This is a genomic window from Aureibaculum algae, from assembly GCF_006065315.1.
Classification (GTDB): domain Bacteria; phylum Bacteroidota; class Bacteroidia; order Flavobacteriales; family Flavobacteriaceae; genus Aureibaculum; species Aureibaculum algae.
Genome location: NZ_CP040749.1, coordinates 3363518 through 3382350 on the forward strand (window position 1 = coordinate 3363518; position 18833 = coordinate 3382350).

Sequence of the window (18833 nt, forward strand, 5' to 3'; positions counted from 1 at the left end):
TACAAAGTCATTGAGGTAGTTTACTCAACCAAAAGGCACATTCACGAAACCTCAATTAATCACTACATTTTTAGCACTTAAATTTGTAAAAAAAAGCACTATGAGACATATTTTTATCACACTATTTATGCTAGCGAGTTTAACTACCTTTTCGCAAACGCTAGTTAGTTCAAAAATTAATACAGTAAAAGTATTTAAGAAAAATGCTGAAATTCAAAGAGAAACCTCAGCCAATTTACATTCAGGAAATCAAGAAATTGTTTTAACCAATATTTCTCCCTACATAAACCCGAATAGCTTACAAGTTCAATTAACTAATGGAAATGATGTAACCTTACTCTCAGCCAAATACCAACGAAATTATTTGATTGAGAAAAAAGATAATCCAGAAATTGAACAACTTAAAATAACGCTAGAAACGAAAAGAGATGAACTTTTATGGATTAACGACCAAAGAGCCATTTATAAGGGAATGGAAGAAATTTTGGGTGCCAATAAAGATTTAGGTGGAGGCAATGCATCGTTTACACCAACGCAAGTAATAAACCTTGTGAATTCATATAAAGAGAAACAATTAGAAATAAAAAAAGAATTAATTAAATTAACGAAACAAGAGTTAGTTATAAACAAAGAATATACACAAACACAAAACCAGTTAAATGAACTAAATAGTGCAAGTAGCAGCAGCCCTACTGGTAATATTGTACTACAACTTACTTCTAAAAAAGCGACCAACACAAAAATAAAATTTACTTATATCGTAAGTAATGCAGGTTGGACTCCCTTATACGATTTACGTTCAAACGGAATTGAAAACAATGTCCAATTAAAATACAAAGCCAATGTATTTCAAAGCACAAACATTGACTGGAAAGATGCTGATCTTACCATATCTACTGGAAACCCAGTACAAAACAACGATAGACCAATATTAAGTCCCTTGTACGCAAGTGTTTATGTACCTGCACCACCAATCATGTATGATGAAAGTGATAATCTAGAAGAAATAGTTGCTTCACCAATAGAGGGGCAAATGAATATGTTGTCAAAGTCAAGTTCAAAAAGAATAGAAGAAAAATTTGATGACGGCTACAATTACAACACGCAAGTGGATGAAAATCAATTAAGTACAGAATTTAAAATTCAAAACAAACAAACTATTAAAAGTGATGGTAAAGAACAAATTTTACCTCTAGAATCTTATGAACTAGACACGGAGTATGTTTATCATACCGTTCCTAAAAAAGATAAAGGAGTTTATTTACTAGCCAAAATTAGTAATTGGGGAAAATACAATCTTGTTTCTGGTGCGGCAAATCTATTTTTTGAAGGTGCCTATGTAGGTAAATCTTACATAAATACTAATGTTACTTCAGAAGAATTATTTCTCTCATTAGGAAGAGATAACAATATTAATGTAAGCAGAGAGTCTTTACAAGAATACACTTCTTCTAAATTTGTTGGTAGTAATAAAAAAGAAACTTTTGGCTATGAAATTACTGTGAAAAACAAAAAGAACATCAAAATAGATATCGAAATTCTAGATCAAATCCCCGTATCTAGAAATAAAAGTATTGAAGTTGAACTTTTAGAAAAAAGCAATGCTGAATTTGACGCTGAAATTGGAAAATTGTTATGGAAGCTAACCTTAAATCCCGGAGCGTCAAAAACGGTTAAGCTAAATTATTCCGTAAAATATCCTAAGAAAGAAACTGTAACCGGTATTAAATAAAAATATCAAAAAGAGTCCATCTCTAACTTTCTCAAGAATTAGGGTTGGACTTTATTTTGCACTCTCCTTCAACATAGGTACAAACCTAAAATCTCCAAACTCGTGTTTCTCAAATTCCTTTTCGCTATTCCGAATAAAGAGCGTCATAACTTGTACATCATCACCAACTGGAATAACTAACCTACCTCCTATTTTTAATTGACTTAATAGTGGTTTCGGCACAAAAGGAGCACCGGCGGTAACGATAATCTTATCAAAAGGAGCAAATTCAGGCCAACCTTTATACCCATCACCATATTTCAGCTTTTTAGCAACATAACCAACTTTAGGTAAGAACTTCTTAGTTTTTTCAAACAGTTCTTTTTGACGTTCGATACTGTATACTTCAGCTTTTAAATCTACCAAAACGGCAGTTTGATAACCAGAACCTGTACCTATCTCTAACACTTTGTCTTTTGGCTCTATTTGCAACAGTTCCGTTTGAAATGCAACAGTATAAGGTTGTGAAATGGTTTGATCAGCTGCTATAGGAAATGCTTTATCTTGATAAGCAAAATCAATAAATCCAGAATCCATAAATAAATGTCTCGGGATTTTTGATATCGCGTCAAGCACATTTTTATCTTTTATGCCTTTACTTTTAACCGTTTTAACTAACTGGTTACGAAGTCCTTTGTGTTTGGGGTTGTCTTGCCTCATAATTTTACCAAAGTAAATAAATATTCTCATAAAAAAACAATTAAAAAAGTGTTATTTACTACCTTTGTTTAAAATCTTAATTTATGCTTAAAGTTGGTGTGTTAGGTGCTGGGCATCTTGGTAAAATTCATTTAAAATTATTACAAGAATCAAAAGAATATGATTTGGTCGGGTTTTACGATGCTGACATAGAAAATGCAAAAAAAGTTTCTGAAGAATTTGGATATAAATTTTTCCCTACAGTAACAGAATTGATTGATGTGGTTGAAGTAATTGATATTGTTACCCCTACACTTTCACATTTTAATTGTGCAGAAGAAGCGATTACTAAAGGTAAGCATATCTTTATTGAAAAACCCATAACACATTCCGTTCAAGAAGCGGAAGCCATTAGAACCTTGGCAAGTAAATATCATGTTAAAGGGCAAGTTGGACATGTAGAGCGTTTTAATCCTGCGTTTACGGCGGTAAAGGATTCGATTAACAATCCAATGTTTATTGAAGCACATCGTTTAGCTGAATTTAATCCACGCGGAACGGATGTTCCTGTTGTTTTAGATTTAATGATCCATGATATTGATATTATATTAAGTGTGGTGGACTCAGAAGTTAAAAATGTATATGCAAGTGGAGTTTCAGTTATTAGTGAAACACCAGATATTGCGAATGCTCGAATTGAATTTGAAAACGGATGTGTTGCCAATTTGACGGCAAGTAGAATTTCCTTAAAAAATATGCGTAAAGCACGATTTTTTCAAAAAGACGCCTATATTTCTGTCGATTTTTTGGAAAAGAAAAGCGAAGTGGTTCGAATGAAAGATGTTCCTGAAAACCCCGATGAATTTGCTATGATTCTTCAAAATGCTGAAGGTGTTAAAAAACAGATTTATTTTGAAAATCCCGATGTTGAACCTAACAACGCTATTTTAGATGAATTAGAAACCTTTGCACAAGCTATTTGTAACGATACCAGACCTGTTGTAAGTTTAGGACAAGGAGCAAAAGCATTACGTGTGGCACAAATGATCATCGATAGTTTTTAATTTAATATACTTTTAAATAAAGTACGCTTTCACAGTACATGTAATTTTGAAAAACATCGAGTTACACCTTAAAAAAAATCAAAAATTAAACAATTTTCTATGAAAAATATAGCTGTTATTGGAGCCGGAACTATGGGTAACGGTATTGCACATACCTTTGCTCAATTTGGTTATCAAGTACATTTAGTTGATATCTCCCAAAATTCTCTTGATAAGGGTATCGCAACAGTTACTAGAAATTTGGATAGAATGTTGGCCAAGGAGAAAATCAGCAATGAAGACAAACTGCAAACCTTAGCGAATATTAAAACATTTACTTCATTAAAAGAAGGCGTTCATCATTGCGATTTAGTTATTGAAGCCGCAACTGAAAATGTCGATTTAAAATTGAATATTTTTAAAGAATTAGATGCCCATTGTAATGCAGAAACGATATTGGCAACAAATACCTCATCTATTTCCATTACTAAAATAGCGTCTGTCACTAACAGACCCGATAAAGTAATTGGTATGCACTTTATGAATCCTGTTCCAATCATGAAATTGATTGAAGTTATTCGAGGGTACTCAACTTCTGATGAAGTAACCAAAACGATTATGGCTCTTTCTGAAAAGCTAAATAAAGTTCCCGTGGAAGTTAATGATTATCCTGGGTTCATTGCCAATCGTATTTTAATGCCCATGTTAAATGAGGCCATCTATTCTCTTTACGAAGGTGTAGCTGGTGTTTATGAAATTGATACCGTAATGAAGTTAGGAATGGCTCATCCAATGGGGCCCTTACAATTAGCTGATTTTATTGGTTTAGATGTTTGTCTATCAATTCTTAAAGTACTTCAAGACGGCTTTGGAAACCCAAAATATGCTCCGTGTCCTTTATTGGTAAATATGGTTACCGCGGGCAAATTAGGCGTAAAATCAGGTGAAGGATTCTATGATTATTCTGAAAGTAGAAAGGCTGAAAAAATTGCAAATCAGTTTTCGTAATCTCAATTAATTATTTTAAACTATTGTCAGGTCGAGCAGAGTAGATATTTTGCTTTATTTAATGGCAAAAACCTTTCAACTCCGCTCAAGGAAACATCTTTTGACTATAAATTTTAAAAGTTATTGTTTACTCTTTTGTATCTAATAAAAAAACCTCCATTTCATAAAAAATGGAGGTCCCGTTAACTAATACTATTTGAGTTAGCAATGAACTAACCTCTCCTTTTAGGTTTTAACCTTAAAAGAAAGCTCAGCTCAATTAGTTATTTTCATTATCATCATCTAGTTTTTTTGAAACTTTATTCCAGACTTTAATAGCGTCATCTTTAGTGACTCCACTTATTATTTCAACATTTATTCCATCTGATATACCAATCTCTATATCTTTTCTCTCATATGTATCATCACCAGTTTTCACTTCAACATATGGTTTTTCTGTTTTTCTATCAAATTGTAATAAAGCTTCCTTTATTGACAACACACTGTCTTTCTTCTCCAAAACGATATCAGCATTGGCACTATATCCAGCTCTTACAAAATAATCATCATCTAAAGAAACATCTGCTTTAATTTTAAACTGTACCGCACCATTCTCCTCTGTTCCTTTAGGAGCAATAAAAGTCAACTTAGCAGGAAACTTCTTTTTATCAATAGCTCCTAAGACTACTTCAATATCAGAATCTTCCTTAAGTTTACCAACTTGAGCTTCATCAACTTGACCTTCAAAGATCATCTTGTTCATATCAGCGATAAAAGCGATAGTAGTACCTGCATTAAAATTGTTGGTTTCAATAACTTGATACCCTTCTTTAACAGGAATTTCTAATATCATACCAGAAGTTGTAGCTCTAATATTTGTATTGGCCGTTCCTCCTGAACCAGCAGAACCCTTTTTGATGATTTGATAATCATTTTGAGCATTTTGTAAATCTTGTTTCGCTTGACTGTAAGCCAATTCAATATTTTCAAAATCTGCACGAGAAATTACACCTTTATCAAATAAACCTTTATTTCTGTCATAGGAAATCTTCGCATTATTCAATTGAATTTGGATGCTTCCAATACGTCCTCTAGCATTACTTAACGACTGCTCATTAGGCACTACCCTAACTGTTGCTATAAGATCACCTTTTTTAATTTTAGCCCCTTCTTCAACAAATATTTTATCAATAATTCCTGAAATTTGAGGTTTTATCTCTACTTCCTCTACAGGCACTACTTTACCCGTAGCTACAGCTTTTCTTTCTATAGTTGCTTTAAAAGGTTTTTCAGTTTCATAATCCACAGCCGGCTTACTATTCATTTTACCGAACCATATTAAAACTGCCACAAATGCTACTGCGATGATACCAAATATGATTTTTTTCTTCATTTTAAATTTATTTTCAGTTGATTGATTTTTATTCTCTTATTGTTATTCTTTATTATTTTTTTGTTGCTAATGAGCACTGTCTACTAGTTTTACTCCTCTCTCAATGCTTCAATTGGTCGAATACTGACCGCTCGTTGAGCAGGAATTAACCCAATTAATGTACCTAAGACGACTAAGGTTGTAAAAGCGATTAGTATTACGGGAATATCAACCGTAGGATTGACCAAAGTTGCTTCGTCTCCTTGTCCAACCATGGCATTAATGATCATTAAAATTAATCCGCCAAAAATAATACCTAATACACCTGCGATTGTTGTTAAAAAAATAGATTCTAATATAATTTGTCTTCTAATTTCTGCTGGTTTTGCTCCTAGAGCTCTTCTAATACCAATTTCATTGGTCCGTTCTTTAACCGTGATCAATAAAATATTACCAATAGCAAAAACACCTGCAATTAAGGTTGCTATACCAACAAACCAAGTTAGAAATTGCATACCAGTTAAAAACCCAGTTACTTTAGATATTTGGTCTCCCATATTAAAACTACCAAATGCCCTTTCGTCTTCTGGATGAACACTATGAATGTTCCTTAACATCAATTTAATATCCTCTTCCATTTGTCTGATATCAAATCCTTCACTCGCTGTAACCATTAACCAACCAATATTATCTGCCTGATTATAAACCTGTTGAAATGTAGTGAAAGGGATGTGAATTCCTCCTTGAGGCCCACCCATCCGCATTTGGTTTTTATACAAACCGACAATTTGATAACTAATATCATTAATTGTAAGATAAGTTCCCAAAGGGTTTATACCTTTATCAAATAACTGTTTATAAGTTTCGTTTTCTATAACACAAACTTTTTTCTTGTTTATGATATCATTTTCATTAATAAAGCGACCAAAAACCATGTGCTTTTTTTGTAACAAATCTAACAAGGGATAATCTCCAAAGACTCCTGTTGTCAGAGTTTTTGTTTCATTAACCACCAAACTATTTGTAATATTTCTTGGTAAAATGTATTCGATTCCTTTTATTTCTGATTCAATTTTACCAACATCGGCACGTTTGAGTCGTATTTGCTTCCCTTCCTGAAATCCTTTAAAAGGCATACTTGATTGTTGGCCCCAGATAAATACACTATTGGTAGCAAAATCACCAAAAATGGTATCGAATTTATTGCCTACTCCTCTTGCAGCACCAAGCAATACTACGAGTAAAAAAATACCCCACATTACCCCTATTATAGTAATACCCGTACGTAATTTATTTTTACGGATGCTACTATAAATTTCCTGCCAAGTATCTCTATCAAATAAAAACTTTATCATTAGTTATCGTTTAATGCGTCAATAGGTTTTATACGTGCTGCTCTTTTGGCTGGTAAATATCCGGCTATCGTACCTGCTATAATCAATATTATTGTGGCTCCAACAACCACCCCTGTATTTACACTTGGGTTTGTAATAAAATACTTCTCTAAACTTGTTCCTATGGTTTTTAACACTCCTGTTCCTATGAGCAAGCCTACATATCCTGCAATAGCAGTAATTAATATCGATTCCATCATTATCATACCAATGATTGATCCTGGAGTTGCACCTAATGCTTTTCTAATTCCCAATTCTTTTGTCCGTTCACGTACTATATACACCATAATATTACTGATTCCGATAATACCCGCTACAAGTGTACCAATACCAATAAATAAGATTATTATATTTAACACCATCATAAAATTAGAAGTATCTCTATTTACTTCCGCCATATTAAAAAGCCGTATAGCTCTTTGATCATTCGGTGCAACACTATGTTTTTCTTTTAAAGCTTGTGTTAGGTTGTTACTAAATGATATGGCCTGATCTACTGATAAGTTTGGATTATAACTCAATGTCACAGAACCTAATTCATCTGTATTGCCATATAATCTTTGAATTGTTGTAAATGGAGCATAAATTTTTCTTTCATCATTTGACCCACCAGGATCTGAAAATGTACCAATAACCTTGTAGGAAATACCATCTAAACTAATATTTTTACCCAAAGCACTTAACTGACCGAATAAATCTTTTTCAACCAACCTTCCAATAGCAACCACCTTACTCCGTTGTTGTATATCCAATAAGGTTAAAAAGCGACCCGATTCAATTTCTGCAGACTCCATTTTTTGAATGTCTGGATACACTCCCGTAACACTATAATTATCTTGTTCTCCTTTATAAACCGCTTGAAAATTTTTACTTATTTGTGGAGTAATCCCGTTTAACTTACTATCATAATTATCTACGATAAATTTAATATCGTCGTTTTTTAATTGAACTTGGCGGTCACTTTGTTGACCTTTATATGGTTTAGTAGTTTTACCAGCCCATAAGTATATTGAAAACATAGAATCTCCAGCAAATTCACGTTGAAAGGTATTCTTCAAGCCATTACCAATACCAAAAAGAATGGTAAATAGCATAATTGCAAATGCAATAGTAAATCCGGAAAGTATTGTCCGTAATTTATTCTTATTTATAGATTGAAAAATTTCTCGCCAACGATCTATGTCAAACATATCTAAGCTTTTACTTTCTGATTAACTTTTTCATCACTAATAATCACTCCATCTTTTAACCTTACAATTCGTTTCGATTGTTCCGCTACTTCTTCCTCATGTGTAATTACAAAAACGGTCATGCCTTCATTATTAATTTCTTTTAATAAATCCATCACTGAGTCTGTAGTGGTTGAATCTAATGCTCCCGTTGGTTCATCAGCCAAAATCACTTTGGGTTGTGTAACCAATGCTCTAGCAATAGCAACACGTTGTTTTTGTCCACCAGACAATTCGCTTGGTAAATGATTTGCCCATGCTCCTAGCCCAACTTTCTCTAAGTATTCCATAGCCGTTTCTTGACGTTCTTTTCTACCAACACCTGCATAATATAATGGCAATGAAACATTCTCCAAAGCCGTTTTATAATTGATTAAATTAAAGGATTGAAAAACAAATCCTAAAAATTTATTGCGTAAAACAGCTGCTTTCTTTTCATTCAAATTTTCAATTAACTCTCCATTAAGAATGTAATCTCCTTCATCATGCACATCTAATAAGCCTACAATATTTAACAATGTTGACTTCCCAGAGCCCGAAGACCCCATAATAGACACAAACTCTCCTTCTTCAATTTTTAAATTTAGTCCTTTCAATACATGAAGTGATTCTTTACCCATTGGGTAAGATTTATGAAGATTTTTTATTTCGATCATTATGGTTAATTTTTATACTAAATTAAGAAATCTGTTCGGTACTTTATACTCATGTTACATTTAAAGACGAATCAATAATCATTTTGTAACTTTACTTGATGATAAATTTAAATAACAAATCAATTATTCTCTTTGATGGTGTTTGTAACCTATGTAATAACTCGGTTCAATTTATCATTACTAGAGACAAAAATAATCATTTTATATTTGCTTCTTTACAATCAGACGCCGCCCAAGATATTTTGTTACACTTTCAGAGGAATAATTCTGATTTCGACTCTATTATTTTAATTGACAATGGTAAAATATTCGATAAATCATCAGCTATTCTTAAGATTTCCAGCAAGTTAAGTGGATTTTGGAAATACAGTTATGTATTTATAATAGTTCCTAAATTTATTAGAGATTTATGTTACACTCTTATTGCTCAAAACAGATATAAATGGTTTGGAAAAAAAGAGAGTTGTATGATTCCTACAAAAGAGTTAAAAGCAAGGTTTTTAATGTAATAGGATGAAATTTACGCGAACTTAAGTTTCATTATAATCAATCAGATTCTATAGGTAATTGATGCAAACTACCCCACTCCGTCCAAGAACCATCATATACCGCTAAGTTTTTATAACCGGCAACTTCTGCACCAAGTGCTAAAATACAAGCAGTTATTCCAGAGCCACACGAAAAAATTAAATCAGACTCCTTATCAATTAAATGATCAAATTTTTGAATCAATTCTGTTTGGGATATTAATTTCCCATCATCAATAAGTTCCGTAAAAGGTAAATTTTTTGAATTGGGAATATGACCACTTCGCAAGCCCTCTCTAGGCTCAGGACTTGTGCCTTTAAACCTGTCTGAAGAACGAGCATCTATGATTATTTTTTTACTATCCGACAGTACTTCCAATACCTTTTTATAATCGAATAAAGCATTAGAGTTATAGCTGGATTTAAAATTGCCAAGTGCTCCATTATATTCTATCAGGGCTTCACTAGCATAACCTGCTTTTATCCATTCAGGGAATCCTCCATTTAATACGGCAACATTATCAAACCCCATTGTTTTAAATAACCACCAGGCTCGCGGACTTGAATACACGCCATGTCTATCATAGATCACTAGAGCATCATCCTGGTTGATTCCTAATTTACGAACTTCTTGTTCAAAAACATCGGGAGTTACGGCGGTATTTGGGAACGGTGCTGAGGTATCAGAAAATATGTTTTTTATATCAAAAAAAAGAGCGTTTTTAATGCCTTCAATTTTACTTGACGCTGATTGTTGTTGTCCAACTTTTGGAAGTGTAGCATCTAAAATTACCAAATTTGGTGCAGACTTATTTTCAAAAAGCCATTCAACTGAAACTAATGGTTTATTTAATTTTAATGGAGTACTCATACTTTATAGGTTTCAATTTTTAATTACAAACAACTGTCCTTAGCAATCCTACACTTTATTTATTTCTTTTTATAGTCATCATTCCACTCTTTCACATGAGGATCTCCTAATTTGTCGACCGATTTCGCAACAACCATCGCGACAGTGGCATCTCCAGTAACATTTACAATAGTTCTACACATGTCTAAAGGTCTGTCAACCGCAAAAATTAATGCCAATCCCGCTTCAGGTATTCCCGCTTGAGCCAATACAATAACGAGCATAACCATACCTGCTCCAGGAACAGCCGCACTTCCTATTGACGCTAAGGTTGCCGTAGCCACAATACCCAACTGTGTAGCAAAACTTAAATCCATACCAAAAGCTTGAGCAATAAAAACGGCCGCAACTGCTTGATACAAACTCGTACCATCCATATTAATAGTGGCCCCTATGGGTAAAACAAAACTAGCTACCTCTTCTTCAACTCCAATATGTTCCGTAACACGCTCCATGGTAACGGGTAAGGTCGCGGCACTTGAACTTGTTGAAAATGCTAATAACTGAGCGGGTGCCATATTTTCCATAAAGGATTTCGGACTTCTTTTAGTATACATATACATGATAATATTATATACTACTATCATTAAAGCCAACCCTACAATTACAGTTATAGCATACCAGCCTAAGGCTTTGAATAAATCGAGACTAGGTGATTCCACCACCAAAGCCGCCAACAAGGCAAACACACCATAAGGAGCTGCTAACATGATCAAATCAATCATTTTGAGAATAACTTCATTAAAACCATCGAAGAAATTTTTTACGGGAGTTGATGTTTTCTCTGGTATTAAAATCATTCCAATTCCAAAAAAGATCGCAAAAAATATCACTTGTAGCATACTACCATTATCCGTTGCCGCCTTAAAAATATTTGAAGGAATTAAGTCTTCAAGAGCTTGTAGTGGACCACTTTCTTTTTGTAGATCAGCATTTGCTTTAATTTTTGCCGCATCACCACCATAACTATCCACCATTTCCATCCTCGTCTCTTCAGTTATTGAGCTTCCTGGTTTTATTAAATTCACCAACACAAGTCCTATAGTTACTGCAATTACTGTAGTTATTAAATAAATTCCGATGGTTCTACCTCCCATTTTAGAAAGTTTAGAAATATCTTTTAGATCTGAAACCCCTTTAATTAAGGATCCCAAAATTAACGGTACTGCTATTAATTTTAAGGAATTAATAAACATATTTCCAAAAGGTTTTACCCAATTTTCAACCATATCACCACCGCCTTCAAAATTTGTCATTCCCCATCCAAAGGCAACCCCTAAAATCATTCCTATTAATATTTGCCAGTGCAATGCTATTTTTTTCATACAATTGAGTCTTTGTTATAAATGAAATTATAAAATGAGAACCTACCAAAACAAGTGCTCTCTCTTTAAAAAAATTAATACTACTCCATAAAACAGAAGTATCAAATATTCATTAATGCAATTTCATTCTCCTTGGGTTTAAAATTTTCTGAAAGATATAAAAAAGATATTAATTTTATAAAATACTTGATGTGACTTATTGTCAAGACTTAAATAAACCACATTTTGACATTTATGTAGTTACTACAATAATAAATCGTATATTAGGACACAATTTTTAATAACAAATTAAACAAAAAATGGCAAATTTATTAGATTTATTAAATAGTGATTTAGGAAAAACGTTAATCAATGGAGCTAGTCAACAATTGGGACAAGACAAAGCAAAAACAACTTCTGCTTTGAGTGCTGCATTACCATTGATTTTAGGAGCAATGAAAAATAATGCAAAAACTCCTGAAGGAGCTTCAGGCTTGTTAAGTGCATTAAACAATGATAAACACAGTGGTGGTATATTAGATAATTTAGGTAGCATACTAGGTGGTGGTGGAATTGATGATGATGTATTAAGTGATGGTGCTGGAATTTTAGGTCACGTATTTGGAGGGAAAGAACAAAATGTAGCTGGTGCGGTAAGCAAATCAAGTGGTTTGGATATGGGCTCAGCAATGCAAATATTAAAAGTAGCAGCTCCATTTATTATGGGAGCATTAGGTAAACAATCTCGTCAACAAGGAGTTACAAGCACAAGCGGTTTAGGCGATTTACTTGGTGGAATGTTAGGTGGTGATGACAACCCTGAAGAACAAAGCATGATTACCCGTTTGTTAGATGCTGATGGTGACGGAAGTGTAATTGATGATGTTGCAGGAATGATTTTAGGAAGTGGAAGTAAAAAAAGTGGTGGAATAGGCAGTATTTTAGGCGGTTTATTCAAATAATTTTATACAATTTTATAATTGAAGGTTGGGCATTGCTCAACCTTTTTTTTGTGCATAATTTTCCTTTTATATTGCATATGTAAGTCGTAATTTTGCATTTATGTTTGAAAAACTAAAAAAACGTTGGAACTTAACTTCTAACTTACAAGTAATTGCCATATTAGTTGTATTCTCAATTACAGGTTATACCTCGCTAATAATTGCAAAACCCATTTTGGAATTTGTTGGGTTACCTCAAGCAACTACAAATCCTTGGATTTATAGACCATTGCGTATACTACTTGTATTTCCATTTTACCAAGTACTGATATTAATTTATGGGTGGTTATTTGGGCAGTTTGAATTTTTCTGGAATTTTGAGAAGAAAATGTTAAGCAGAATAGGATTCAAACGATTTATTAAGCCATAAAAAAAGAGCTACTAAAAGTAACTCTTTGGTATGTAGTGTGTTTTTAAATACTATTTACCCAATTCTTTTTGAACCATATAGTAAAAAGCAACTCTATTTTTTTGCTTGATACCAGACATTTTTTCTGCTACTTTCTTAATTGCTGCTTCACCTTTTTCCTTATCATCAACACCCAATTTTTTTACAACAAAATTCTTTCTTACCGTTTCCAATTCTTTTGGATCCGTACCCGATACTAAAATAGCATCTTTATTACTTACTATTAATCTCATTCTACTTACTAAATCATCTACTAATGCTGTGTCAATTTTTGACACTCCTGATTCTTTTAATTGAGACTCTGCTTTTTCTTTTAATTTAGCTAATTTTTCTGCTAATTCACTCATGATACATGTTTTTTGGTTATTAAATTGTTCTTTGTTAAAACAAAACGAAATTGCACTTTACAATTCGTTTACTAAGTTAAAAAAAATAATGTTAATTTAATAATAAATTATTAAACATTACCTTTTTTAATTACATATTTGTAAATCCATGTTAATGTAAATGTTGGGATAAAATCTAAGCCTGGCACTATTTCTTCTATAAAAGAAACCATCCCTCCTATTTTACCTACAGCTCCTTGATACATCTTAAAAACTAATAGTGCTGATATTGGTGCCCAAATAACATCGCTAAATTCTCCGATTCCTGGAATGGCAAATGAGAGCATACCTATAGCATCAAATAAAATACTTAATGCTAATATTCCGAACTTGCTTGTTGAATTACTATTATGGGTTATTGGTTCTATAATTTCTGGTTCTATGGTATTCATGTTTATCTTTATTTACTAGTAGTATAGCAATAAAAATGCCAAAAATGCTTGGTAGGCTTTAATTGTAGTGCGTTTGTTGTATTTCGATTGTAAACAATCCGAGATTTCTTTTTTAATTTACATTAAAATAGAGTCTCATTTATTTTCTGTTTTCAACTTGATTTCTATGATCTTATTCTATGTTAGAATTTACGACAATTTAGCACTTATCAATTTCAGAAACTCATTTCTCGTTTCATTGTTTTTAAAAGTACCTCTAAAAGCTGAAGTTGTGGTTACAGAATTTTGTTTTTGTACACCTCGCATCATCATACACATGTGCGAAGCTTCAATAACAACGGCAACACCCTGAGGCCTAAGCACATTATTAATTGCATTCACAATTTGATCGGTCAATCGCTCTTGCACCTGTAATCGTCTCGAAAAAATGTCTACAACACGCGGTAATTTACTCAACCCAACAATTTTTCCATTAGGGATATAAGCAATATGAGCTTTACCAAAAAATGGTAAAATATGATGCTCACATAAAGAATACAGTTCAATATCTTTGACAATTACCATTTCAGAATAATCTTCATTAAACAAAGCTGATTTTAAAACTTCTTCCGCATCCATACCGTAACCTGAGGTTAAAAACTGCATTGCCTTTGAGGCTCTTTCTGGAGTTTTCAACAAACCTTCTCTATCAATATCTTCACCAATACTTTCGATAATAGAATGATACTTGTCTTTAATATCTTCAGTTACTTTAATATTGTATTCTTCAAATTTCTTATAAGGCATAAATTATATTTTTTTTAATAACTAAAGGTATGCATAATTAAATGATTGAAAAACTAAAAGCATAAAAAATTCTATCATAAAATGGTATTAATAAATTGGCCTTAATGGCAAACATAAAGTCCGTAACAAAAAAAAGATTTGCCAAAAACGAATTTCGACAAATCTTTCAAACCAAAAATCAACCAACTCTTTAGCCTTTTTTAAGCTTATCTTTATATTGCTTTTTAAATTTTTCTAACTTCGGGTTAATAACCGCTCTACAATACCCTTGGTTTTTATTATTATTGTAATAATTTTGATGATAATCTTCTGCTGGATAATAATTATTCAACGCAGTTATTTCTGTTACAATAGGATCATCAAAGATATTTTCTTTCTCCATGGCTGCAATCATTGCTTCTGCAGTTTTCTTCTGCTCTTTATTATGATAAAAAATAGCGGATCGATATTGTGTACCAACATCTGCTCCTTGCCTATTCAATGTTGTTGGATCGTGTGTACTAAAAAATACTTCTAACAATTCAGTATATGAAATCACCTTTGGGTCAAAAACGACACGTAATACTTCAGCATGACCTGTAGTACCCGAACTTACTTCTTTATAGGTCGGATTCTTCACTTCACCACCAGCATATGCAGATTCAACTTTGCTTACACCTTCTAATTGCTGAAAAATAGCTTCTGTACACCAAAAACATCCATTACCAAATGTTGCCAATTCATTACCGTCACCAATCTCTTGAGTACTAGCTACTGGAGTCTTTTCGTTATTCTCTTCAGCTTTCAAATTACAAGAAAAAAGACTTACTGTTAATATCAAAAAAACACTTTTATGAATCATATACTTTATTTTACAGATAAGACGAAGCATTACTTATAATATTACAGACTTAAGAAAACTTTAACACTAGTCTCTTCCAATCAATTGATTTGGAAATTGCACTACACTTTCTGCACCGTTTTTCCCAATACTGGCGACACCAAATAAATAATTATCAATCACTATATTCTTTAATGTATACGCTGTTACTTTACCTACAAACCGACTGTGTTGCCATTGAAACGAAGTAGTATCTCGCCAATATATTTTATAACCTATTAAATCATCATCTTTAACTTCATCCCATTGTAATTGAGTTGAGGGTTGCACAGCACCACCTATTTTCACATTTTTAGGTGCCAACGGAGCAGAAGCCAATGAAGCTAAAGTCAACGCATTAACAGCCGTTAATTTAGAAGTATAATCAAAATTAACAGCTTCTATTACATCACCATATTTAATTCCATTTTCAGTTCGTATATCTTGGTGCTGTTGATTATAATTTTCATGTGTTTCCATGATACGAACACCTGTAAAACCAGCATCATTAAAAGGTCTATGATGTCCACCTCTTCCAAATCTATCCAATCTATAAATCATAATAGCATCTAAATTAGTCATATAATCATCTGTAATTTTATCAATATACCTTGCCAATTGCCGCGATGGTCCATCTACCTCTCCTCCATAATAACGCATAGCAGCTTTTTGTTTATCTGTGGTGGCCATAGAAATTGCTTCTGAAAAAACGCGAAAAGTACTGTTATCAATTACCCCATCAATACCTTTTATATTGCCAATCATATCATTGTTTATAACTCCGATAATATTCCACCCTTCTTCTTTAGCAACTTTTGCCATGTATTGTCCGCCAAATAAACCTTGTTCTTCACCTGAGAGACCCACATAAATAATAGAAACTGGAAATTTATATCTACTCAAAACCCTTACTGCTTCTATAGTTCCCGCCATTCCTGAGGCATTATCATTAGCTCCAGGCGAATCTGACGTAAAATTATTAGCATCTGATACACGGGAGTCAATATCACCCGACATAATTACATAGCTGTTAGGATATTTTGTACCTCTTTGAGTGGCCAATACGTTTACAACATATGTATCTTTTACAATTCGTCTATTATCTTTTGGGACTAAATTACGTTGATAACTAACCTCTAAACAATCATCACATGCTTTAGATATAATATCAAATTCTGACTTTATCCACCGTCTGGCGGCACCAATGCCTCTTGTTTTTGAAACTGTATCTGACAACGTATGCCGTGTTCCAAAATTGACAAGCGTTCGCACATCTTTTTCAATGCGGTCAGCTGAAGGAGCCGTAGCAATTTCTGCTAGTATTTTTGAAACATCGCTTTGAGCAGATGCTATTGTTGTACATGCGATTAGGATAAGTGTAGCTAGTATTTTCATTTTTTTATATTATTTCAGTGTTATAGAAACGCGGTGTGTCACGTTTTAATGCTAGATTTAAATTATTCTAATTTATCATCATCATCATCATCCATTTGAATGGATTTTTTGAAATAATGTAACTACATATTCATTAGTTCAATTATTTCGTTATTTTCGTAAAAATAATTTAAAATACTATGAAAAAGATACTTATCGTTTGTTTTCTATTAACATCTGCATACATGTTTTCACAAAATGATGATAAACCTAAATTTTGGGACAACGTTCAATTTGGTGGCGGTTTAGGACTAAATTTCAGTAATAATTATACTACCCTTTCTATTTCACCAAGTGCTATTTACAACTTTAATCAATACGTTGCCGCTGGTCCAGGGTTGAGTTATTTATACTCTAAATACAGAGATGTAAAATCGAACGTGTATGGTGCAGGACTTATAACCTTAATTAATCCAATACCAAATTTACAGTTCTCAGTGGAGTACGAGCATTTGTTTGTAACCCAAAAAATTGCCTTTGATAAAACAAATTTTGACTATCCATCACTGTATCTAGGTGGTGCTTATCGAATGGGTAATTTTTCTGCAGGACTTCGTTTTGACGTTTTATACGATAGCGATAAGACTATTTATTCTTCAGCCGTTTCACCAATTTTCAGGTTTTATTTTTAAATATATTGCAAACAGACGCGATAATTTTTGCTTGGGTTAGTACTTCATTATAATTTTTGCAATACCTGTACTACATGTTCAACCATTTCATTAGTGATATCCAAATGAAATACCATTCGCAATTTACCTTGTCCCATTCCAGTAATTAAAATATTTTCTGACGCTAATTTATTTACAAAATCCGTATCATCAATATCATCATTGGTATAAAAAATAACAATGTTTGTTTCTACAGGTTCCACTTTTTTGATGACGCTGGAAGCCTCAAGAGCAGCTCCAACCTTTTTTGCATTGTTATGATCGTCCACTAAACGGTCTACATGATTATCTAAGGCATAGATTCCTGCCGCTGCTAAATAACCAATTTGACGCATGCCACCACCCATTGTTTTTCTATAACGCAACGCTTTTTTAATATGTTCATTTGAACCTAAAAGCAATGACCCTACAGGACAACCCAACCCTTTTGATAAACAAATAGAAATGGTATCAAACATAACTCCGTATTGTTGTGGGCGTTCTTTTTTAGCTATTAACGCATTGTATAATCGTGCTCCATCCAAATGCAACGCCAAGTCTTGCTGTTGACAAACCTGTTTAATTTTTTTAAGCTCTTTAAGATTCCAACACGCACCACCTGCTTTATTAGCTGTGTTTTCTATGGTTACCAACGTTGTAATTGCCTGATGAATATCTTCTCGGTTACTCACTTTTTCCATGAGTTGCTCGGCTGTAAACATGCCTCTTTCACCATCAATCAAATTACAAGACACTCCGGAATTAAAAGATACCCCACCGCCTTCATAATTATAAACATGACTCCATTTATCGCAAATAAGTTGTTCACCAGGTTGGGTATGAATTTTAACAGCCACTTGATTTGCCATTGTTCCTGATGGAAAAAATAAAGCAGCTTCCATTCCAAAAAGTCTTGCTATTTTTTCTTGTAGGTGATTTACAGTTGGGTCAGCGTTAAAAACATCGTCGCCAACCTCAGCGTTAAACATGGCTTTTAACATTCCTTCAGTTGGTTTAGTAACTGTATCTGATAATAGATTTATTTGCATTTTTATTAATTGTTTTAGTTAATGACACCCTATCG

General features: G+C 33.0%; 20 protein-coding genes. 7 read left to right on the forward strand and 13 right to left on the reverse strand.

Annotated elements, in window-relative coordinates:
* Positions 1-100: 100 nt before the first annotated feature.
* Complete coding sequence (locus FF125_RS14110) at positions 101-1732, forward strand: DUF4139 domain-containing protein (RefSeq protein WP_138950369.1); 1632 nt, start codon at positions 101-103, stop codon at positions 1730-1732.
* 51 nt (positions 1733-1783) lie between these two features.
* Here the strand turns inward: FF125_RS14110 and FF125_RS14115 are convergent, their stop codons facing one another.
* A complete protein-coding gene (locus tag FF125_RS14115) occupies positions 1784-2461 on the reverse strand; it encodes a protein-L-isoaspartate(D-aspartate) O-methyltransferase (protein ID WP_250629591.1) in 678 nt (225 codons plus the stop codon).
* 53 nt (positions 2462-2514) lie between these two features.
* Between FF125_RS14115 and FF125_RS14120 the strand changes: the two genes are divergently transcribed.
* Both FF125_RS14120 and FF125_RS14125 read left to right on the forward strand, forming a co-directional pair.
* Positions 2515-3474 (forward strand): Gfo/Idh/MocA family oxidoreductase, encoded by a 960-nt coding sequence (locus FF125_RS14120; RefSeq protein ID WP_138950370.1) that lies wholly within the window; start codon positions 2515-2517, stop codon positions 3472-3474.
* Between the two features lie 99 nt (positions 3475-3573).
* Positions 3574-4461: a 3-hydroxyacyl-CoA dehydrogenase family protein gene (locus FF125_RS14125; RefSeq protein WP_138950371.1), complete on the forward strand. Its 888-nt coding sequence runs from the start codon at positions 3574-3576 to the stop codon at positions 4459-4461.
* A 259-nt stretch (positions 4462-4720) separates the two neighbouring features.
* Here FF125_RS14125 and FF125_RS14130 read toward each other — a convergent pair whose 3' ends face one another.
* The 4 genes from FF125_RS14130 to FF125_RS14145 all read right to left on the reverse strand — a co-directional run bounded on the left by FF125_RS14130 (position 4721) and on the right by FF125_RS14145 (position 9091).
* The gene (locus FF125_RS14130; protein WP_138950372.1) at positions 4721-5833 is read right to left on the reverse strand and encodes an efflux RND transporter periplasmic adaptor subunit; all 1113 of its coding nucleotides are present in this window, start codon (positions 5831-5833) and stop codon (positions 4721-4723) included.
* Between the two features lie 89 nt (positions 5834-5922).
* The gene (locus FF125_RS14135; RefSeq protein WP_138952557.1) at positions 5923-7164 is read right to left on the reverse strand and encodes an ABC transporter permease; all 1242 of its coding nucleotides are present in this window, start codon (positions 7162-7164) and stop codon (positions 5923-5925) included.
* 2 nt (positions 7165-7166) lie between these two features.
* Complete coding sequence (locus FF125_RS14140; protein WP_138950373.1) at positions 7167-8396, reverse strand: ABC transporter permease; 1230 nt, start codon at positions 8394-8396, stop codon at positions 7167-7169.
* A 2-nt stretch (positions 8397-8398) separates the two neighbouring features.
* Positions 8399-9091, reverse strand: coding sequence for an ABC transporter ATP-binding protein (locus FF125_RS14145; protein ID WP_138950374.1), 693 nt, complete (start codon positions 9089-9091; stop codon positions 8399-8401).
* A gap of 98 nt (positions 9092-9189) precedes the next feature.
* Between FF125_RS14145 and FF125_RS14150 the strand changes: the two genes are divergently transcribed.
* Positions 9190-9600: a thiol-disulfide oxidoreductase DCC family protein gene (locus FF125_RS14150; protein ID WP_138950375.1), complete on the forward strand. Its 411-nt coding sequence runs from the start codon at positions 9190-9192 to the stop codon at positions 9598-9600.
* 37 nt (positions 9601-9637) lie between these two features.
* Here the strand turns inward: FF125_RS14150 and FF125_RS14155 are convergent, their stop codons facing one another.
* A complete protein-coding gene (locus FF125_RS14155; protein WP_138950376.1) occupies positions 9638-10489 on the reverse strand; it encodes a sulfurtransferase in 852 nt (283 codons plus the stop codon).
* A gap of 59 nt (positions 10490-10548) precedes the next feature.
* Entirely contained in the window at positions 10549-11853 is a 1305-nt protein-coding gene (locus FF125_RS14160) for a dicarboxylate/amino acid:cation symporter (protein ID WP_138950377.1), read from the reverse strand.
* Positions 11854-12152: 299 nt separating this feature from the next.
* Here FF125_RS14160 and FF125_RS14165 point away from each other — a divergent pair, with 299 nt between their 5' ends.
* Complete coding sequence (locus FF125_RS14165) at positions 12153-12794, forward strand: DUF937 domain-containing protein (RefSeq protein ID WP_138950378.1); 642 nt, start codon at positions 12153-12155, stop codon at positions 12792-12794.
* A gap of 100 nt (positions 12795-12894) precedes the next feature.
* The gene (locus FF125_RS14170) at positions 12895-13203 is read left to right on the forward strand and encodes a DUF6787 family protein (RefSeq protein ID WP_138950379.1); all 309 of its coding nucleotides are present in this window, start codon (positions 12895-12897) and stop codon (positions 13201-13203) included.
* Positions 13204-13253: 50 nt separating this feature from the next.
* On the opposite strand, the gene FF125_RS14175 is transcribed toward FF125_RS14170, so the two are convergent.
* From FF125_RS14175 to FF125_RS14195, 5 genes are all read right to left on the reverse strand, one after another.
* The gene (locus FF125_RS14175) at positions 13254-13589 is read right to left on the reverse strand and encodes a DUF2853 family protein (protein ID WP_138950380.1); all 336 of its coding nucleotides are present in this window, start codon (positions 13587-13589) and stop codon (positions 13254-13256) included.
* A gap of 110 nt (positions 13590-13699) precedes the next feature.
* A complete protein-coding gene (locus FF125_RS14180; RefSeq protein WP_138950381.1) occupies positions 13700-14020 on the reverse strand; it encodes a hypothetical protein in 321 nt (106 codons plus the stop codon).
* A 189-nt stretch (positions 14021-14209) separates the two neighbouring features.
* Positions 14210-14806 (reverse strand): GTP cyclohydrolase I FolE, encoded by a 597-nt coding sequence (folE, locus tag FF125_RS14185; RefSeq protein WP_138950382.1) that lies wholly within the window; start codon positions 14804-14806, stop codon positions 14210-14212.
* A gap of 190 nt (positions 14807-14996) precedes the next feature.
* Positions 14997-15647 carry a peptide-methionine (S)-S-oxide reductase MsrA gene (gene msrA / locus FF125_RS14190; protein ID WP_250629592.1) on the reverse strand — a complete coding sequence of 217 codons (651 nt, stop codon included), beginning with the start codon at positions 15645-15647 and terminating at the stop codon, positions 14997-14999.
* Between the two features lie 66 nt (positions 15648-15713).
* On the reverse strand, positions 15714-17060 hold the full coding sequence (locus FF125_RS14195) for a M28 family peptidase (RefSeq protein WP_138950384.1): 1347 nt from the start codon (positions 17058-17060) through the stop codon (positions 15714-15716).
* 179 nt (positions 17061-17239) lie between these two features.
* On the opposite strand from FF125_RS14195, the gene FF125_RS14200 reads away from it, so the two are divergent.
* The gene (locus FF125_RS14200; RefSeq protein WP_250629593.1) at positions 17240-17731 is read left to right on the forward strand and encodes a hypothetical protein; all 492 of its coding nucleotides are present in this window, start codon (positions 17240-17242) and stop codon (positions 17729-17731) included.
* A gap of 47 nt (positions 17732-17778) precedes the next feature.
* Here the strand turns inward: FF125_RS14200 and FF125_RS14205 are convergent, their stop codons facing one another.
* Positions 17779-18798: a threonine aldolase family protein gene (locus tag FF125_RS14205; RefSeq protein WP_138950385.1), complete on the reverse strand. Its 1020-nt coding sequence runs from the start codon at positions 18796-18798 to the stop codon at positions 17779-17781.
* Positions 18799-18833 lie beyond the last annotated feature (35 nt).

What these genes read in the sequence shown, in the direction of transcription:
- FF125_RS14110 (WP_138950369.1), top strand. Translation starts at nt 101, where the DNA reads ATGAGACATATTTTTATCACACTATTTATGCTAGCGAGTTTAACTACC.
- FF125_RS14115 (WP_250629591.1), bottom strand. Translation starts at nt 2,461, where the DNA reads ATGAGAATATTTATTTACTTTGGTAAAATTATGAGGCAAGACAACCCC.
- FF125_RS14120 (WP_138950370.1), top strand. Translation starts at nt 2,515, where the DNA reads ATGCTTAAAGTTGGTGTGTTAGGTGCTGGGCATCTTGGTAAAATTCAT.
- FF125_RS14125 (WP_138950371.1), top strand. Translation starts at nt 3,574, where the DNA reads ATGAAAAATATAGCTGTTATTGGAGCCGGAACTATGGGTAACGGTATT.
- FF125_RS14130 (WP_138950372.1), bottom strand. Translation starts at nt 5,833, where the DNA reads ATGAAGAAAAAAATCATATTTGGTATCATCGCAGTAGCATTTGTGGCA.
- FF125_RS14140 (WP_138950373.1), bottom strand. Translation starts at nt 8,396, where the DNA reads ATGTTTGACATAGATCGTTGGCGAGAAATTTTTCAATCTATAAATAAG.
- FF125_RS14145 (WP_138950374.1), bottom strand. Translation starts at nt 9,091, where the DNA reads ATGATCGAAATAAAAAATCTTCATAAATCTTACCCAATGGGTAAAGAA.
- FF125_RS14150 (WP_138950375.1), top strand. Translation starts at nt 9,190, where the DNA reads ATGATAAATTTAAATAACAAATCAATTATTCTCTTTGATGGTGTTTGT.
- FF125_RS14155 (WP_138950376.1), bottom strand. Translation starts at nt 10,489, where the DNA reads ATGAGTACTCCATTAAAATTAAATAAACCATTAGTTTCAGTTGAATGG.
- FF125_RS14160 (WP_138950377.1), bottom strand. Translation starts at nt 11,853, where the DNA reads ATGAAAAAAATAGCATTGCACTGGCAAATATTAATAGGAATGATTTTA.
- FF125_RS14165 (WP_138950378.1), top strand. Translation starts at nt 12,153, where the DNA reads ATGGCAAATTTATTAGATTTATTAAATAGTGATTTAGGAAAAACGTTA.
- FF125_RS14170 (WP_138950379.1), top strand. Translation starts at nt 12,895, where the DNA reads ATGTTTGAAAAACTAAAAAAACGTTGGAACTTAACTTCTAACTTACAA.
- FF125_RS14175 (WP_138950380.1), bottom strand. Translation starts at nt 13,589, where the DNA reads ATGAGTGAATTAGCAGAAAAATTAGCTAAATTAAAAGAAAAAGCAGAG.
- FF125_RS14180 (WP_138950381.1), bottom strand. Translation starts at nt 14,020, where the DNA reads ATGAATACCATAGAACCAGAAATTATAGAACCAATAACCCATAATAGT.
- folE (WP_138950382.1), bottom strand. Translation starts at nt 14,806, where the DNA reads ATGCCTTATAAGAAATTTGAAGAATACAATATTAAAGTAACTGAAGAT.
- msrA (WP_250629592.1), bottom strand. Translation starts at nt 15,647, where the DNA reads ATGATTCATAAAAGTGTTTTTTTGATATTAACAGTAAGTCTTTTTTCT.
- FF125_RS14195 (WP_138950384.1), bottom strand. Translation starts at nt 17,060, where the DNA reads ATGAAAATACTAGCTACACTTATCCTAATCGCATGTACAACAATAGCA.
- FF125_RS14200 (WP_250629593.1), top strand. Translation starts at nt 17,240, where the DNA reads ATGAAAAAGATACTTATCGTTTGTTTTCTATTAACATCTGCATACATG.
- FF125_RS14205 (WP_138950385.1), bottom strand. Translation starts at nt 18,798, where the DNA reads ATGCAAATAAATCTATTATCAGATACAGTTACTAAACCAACTGAAGGA.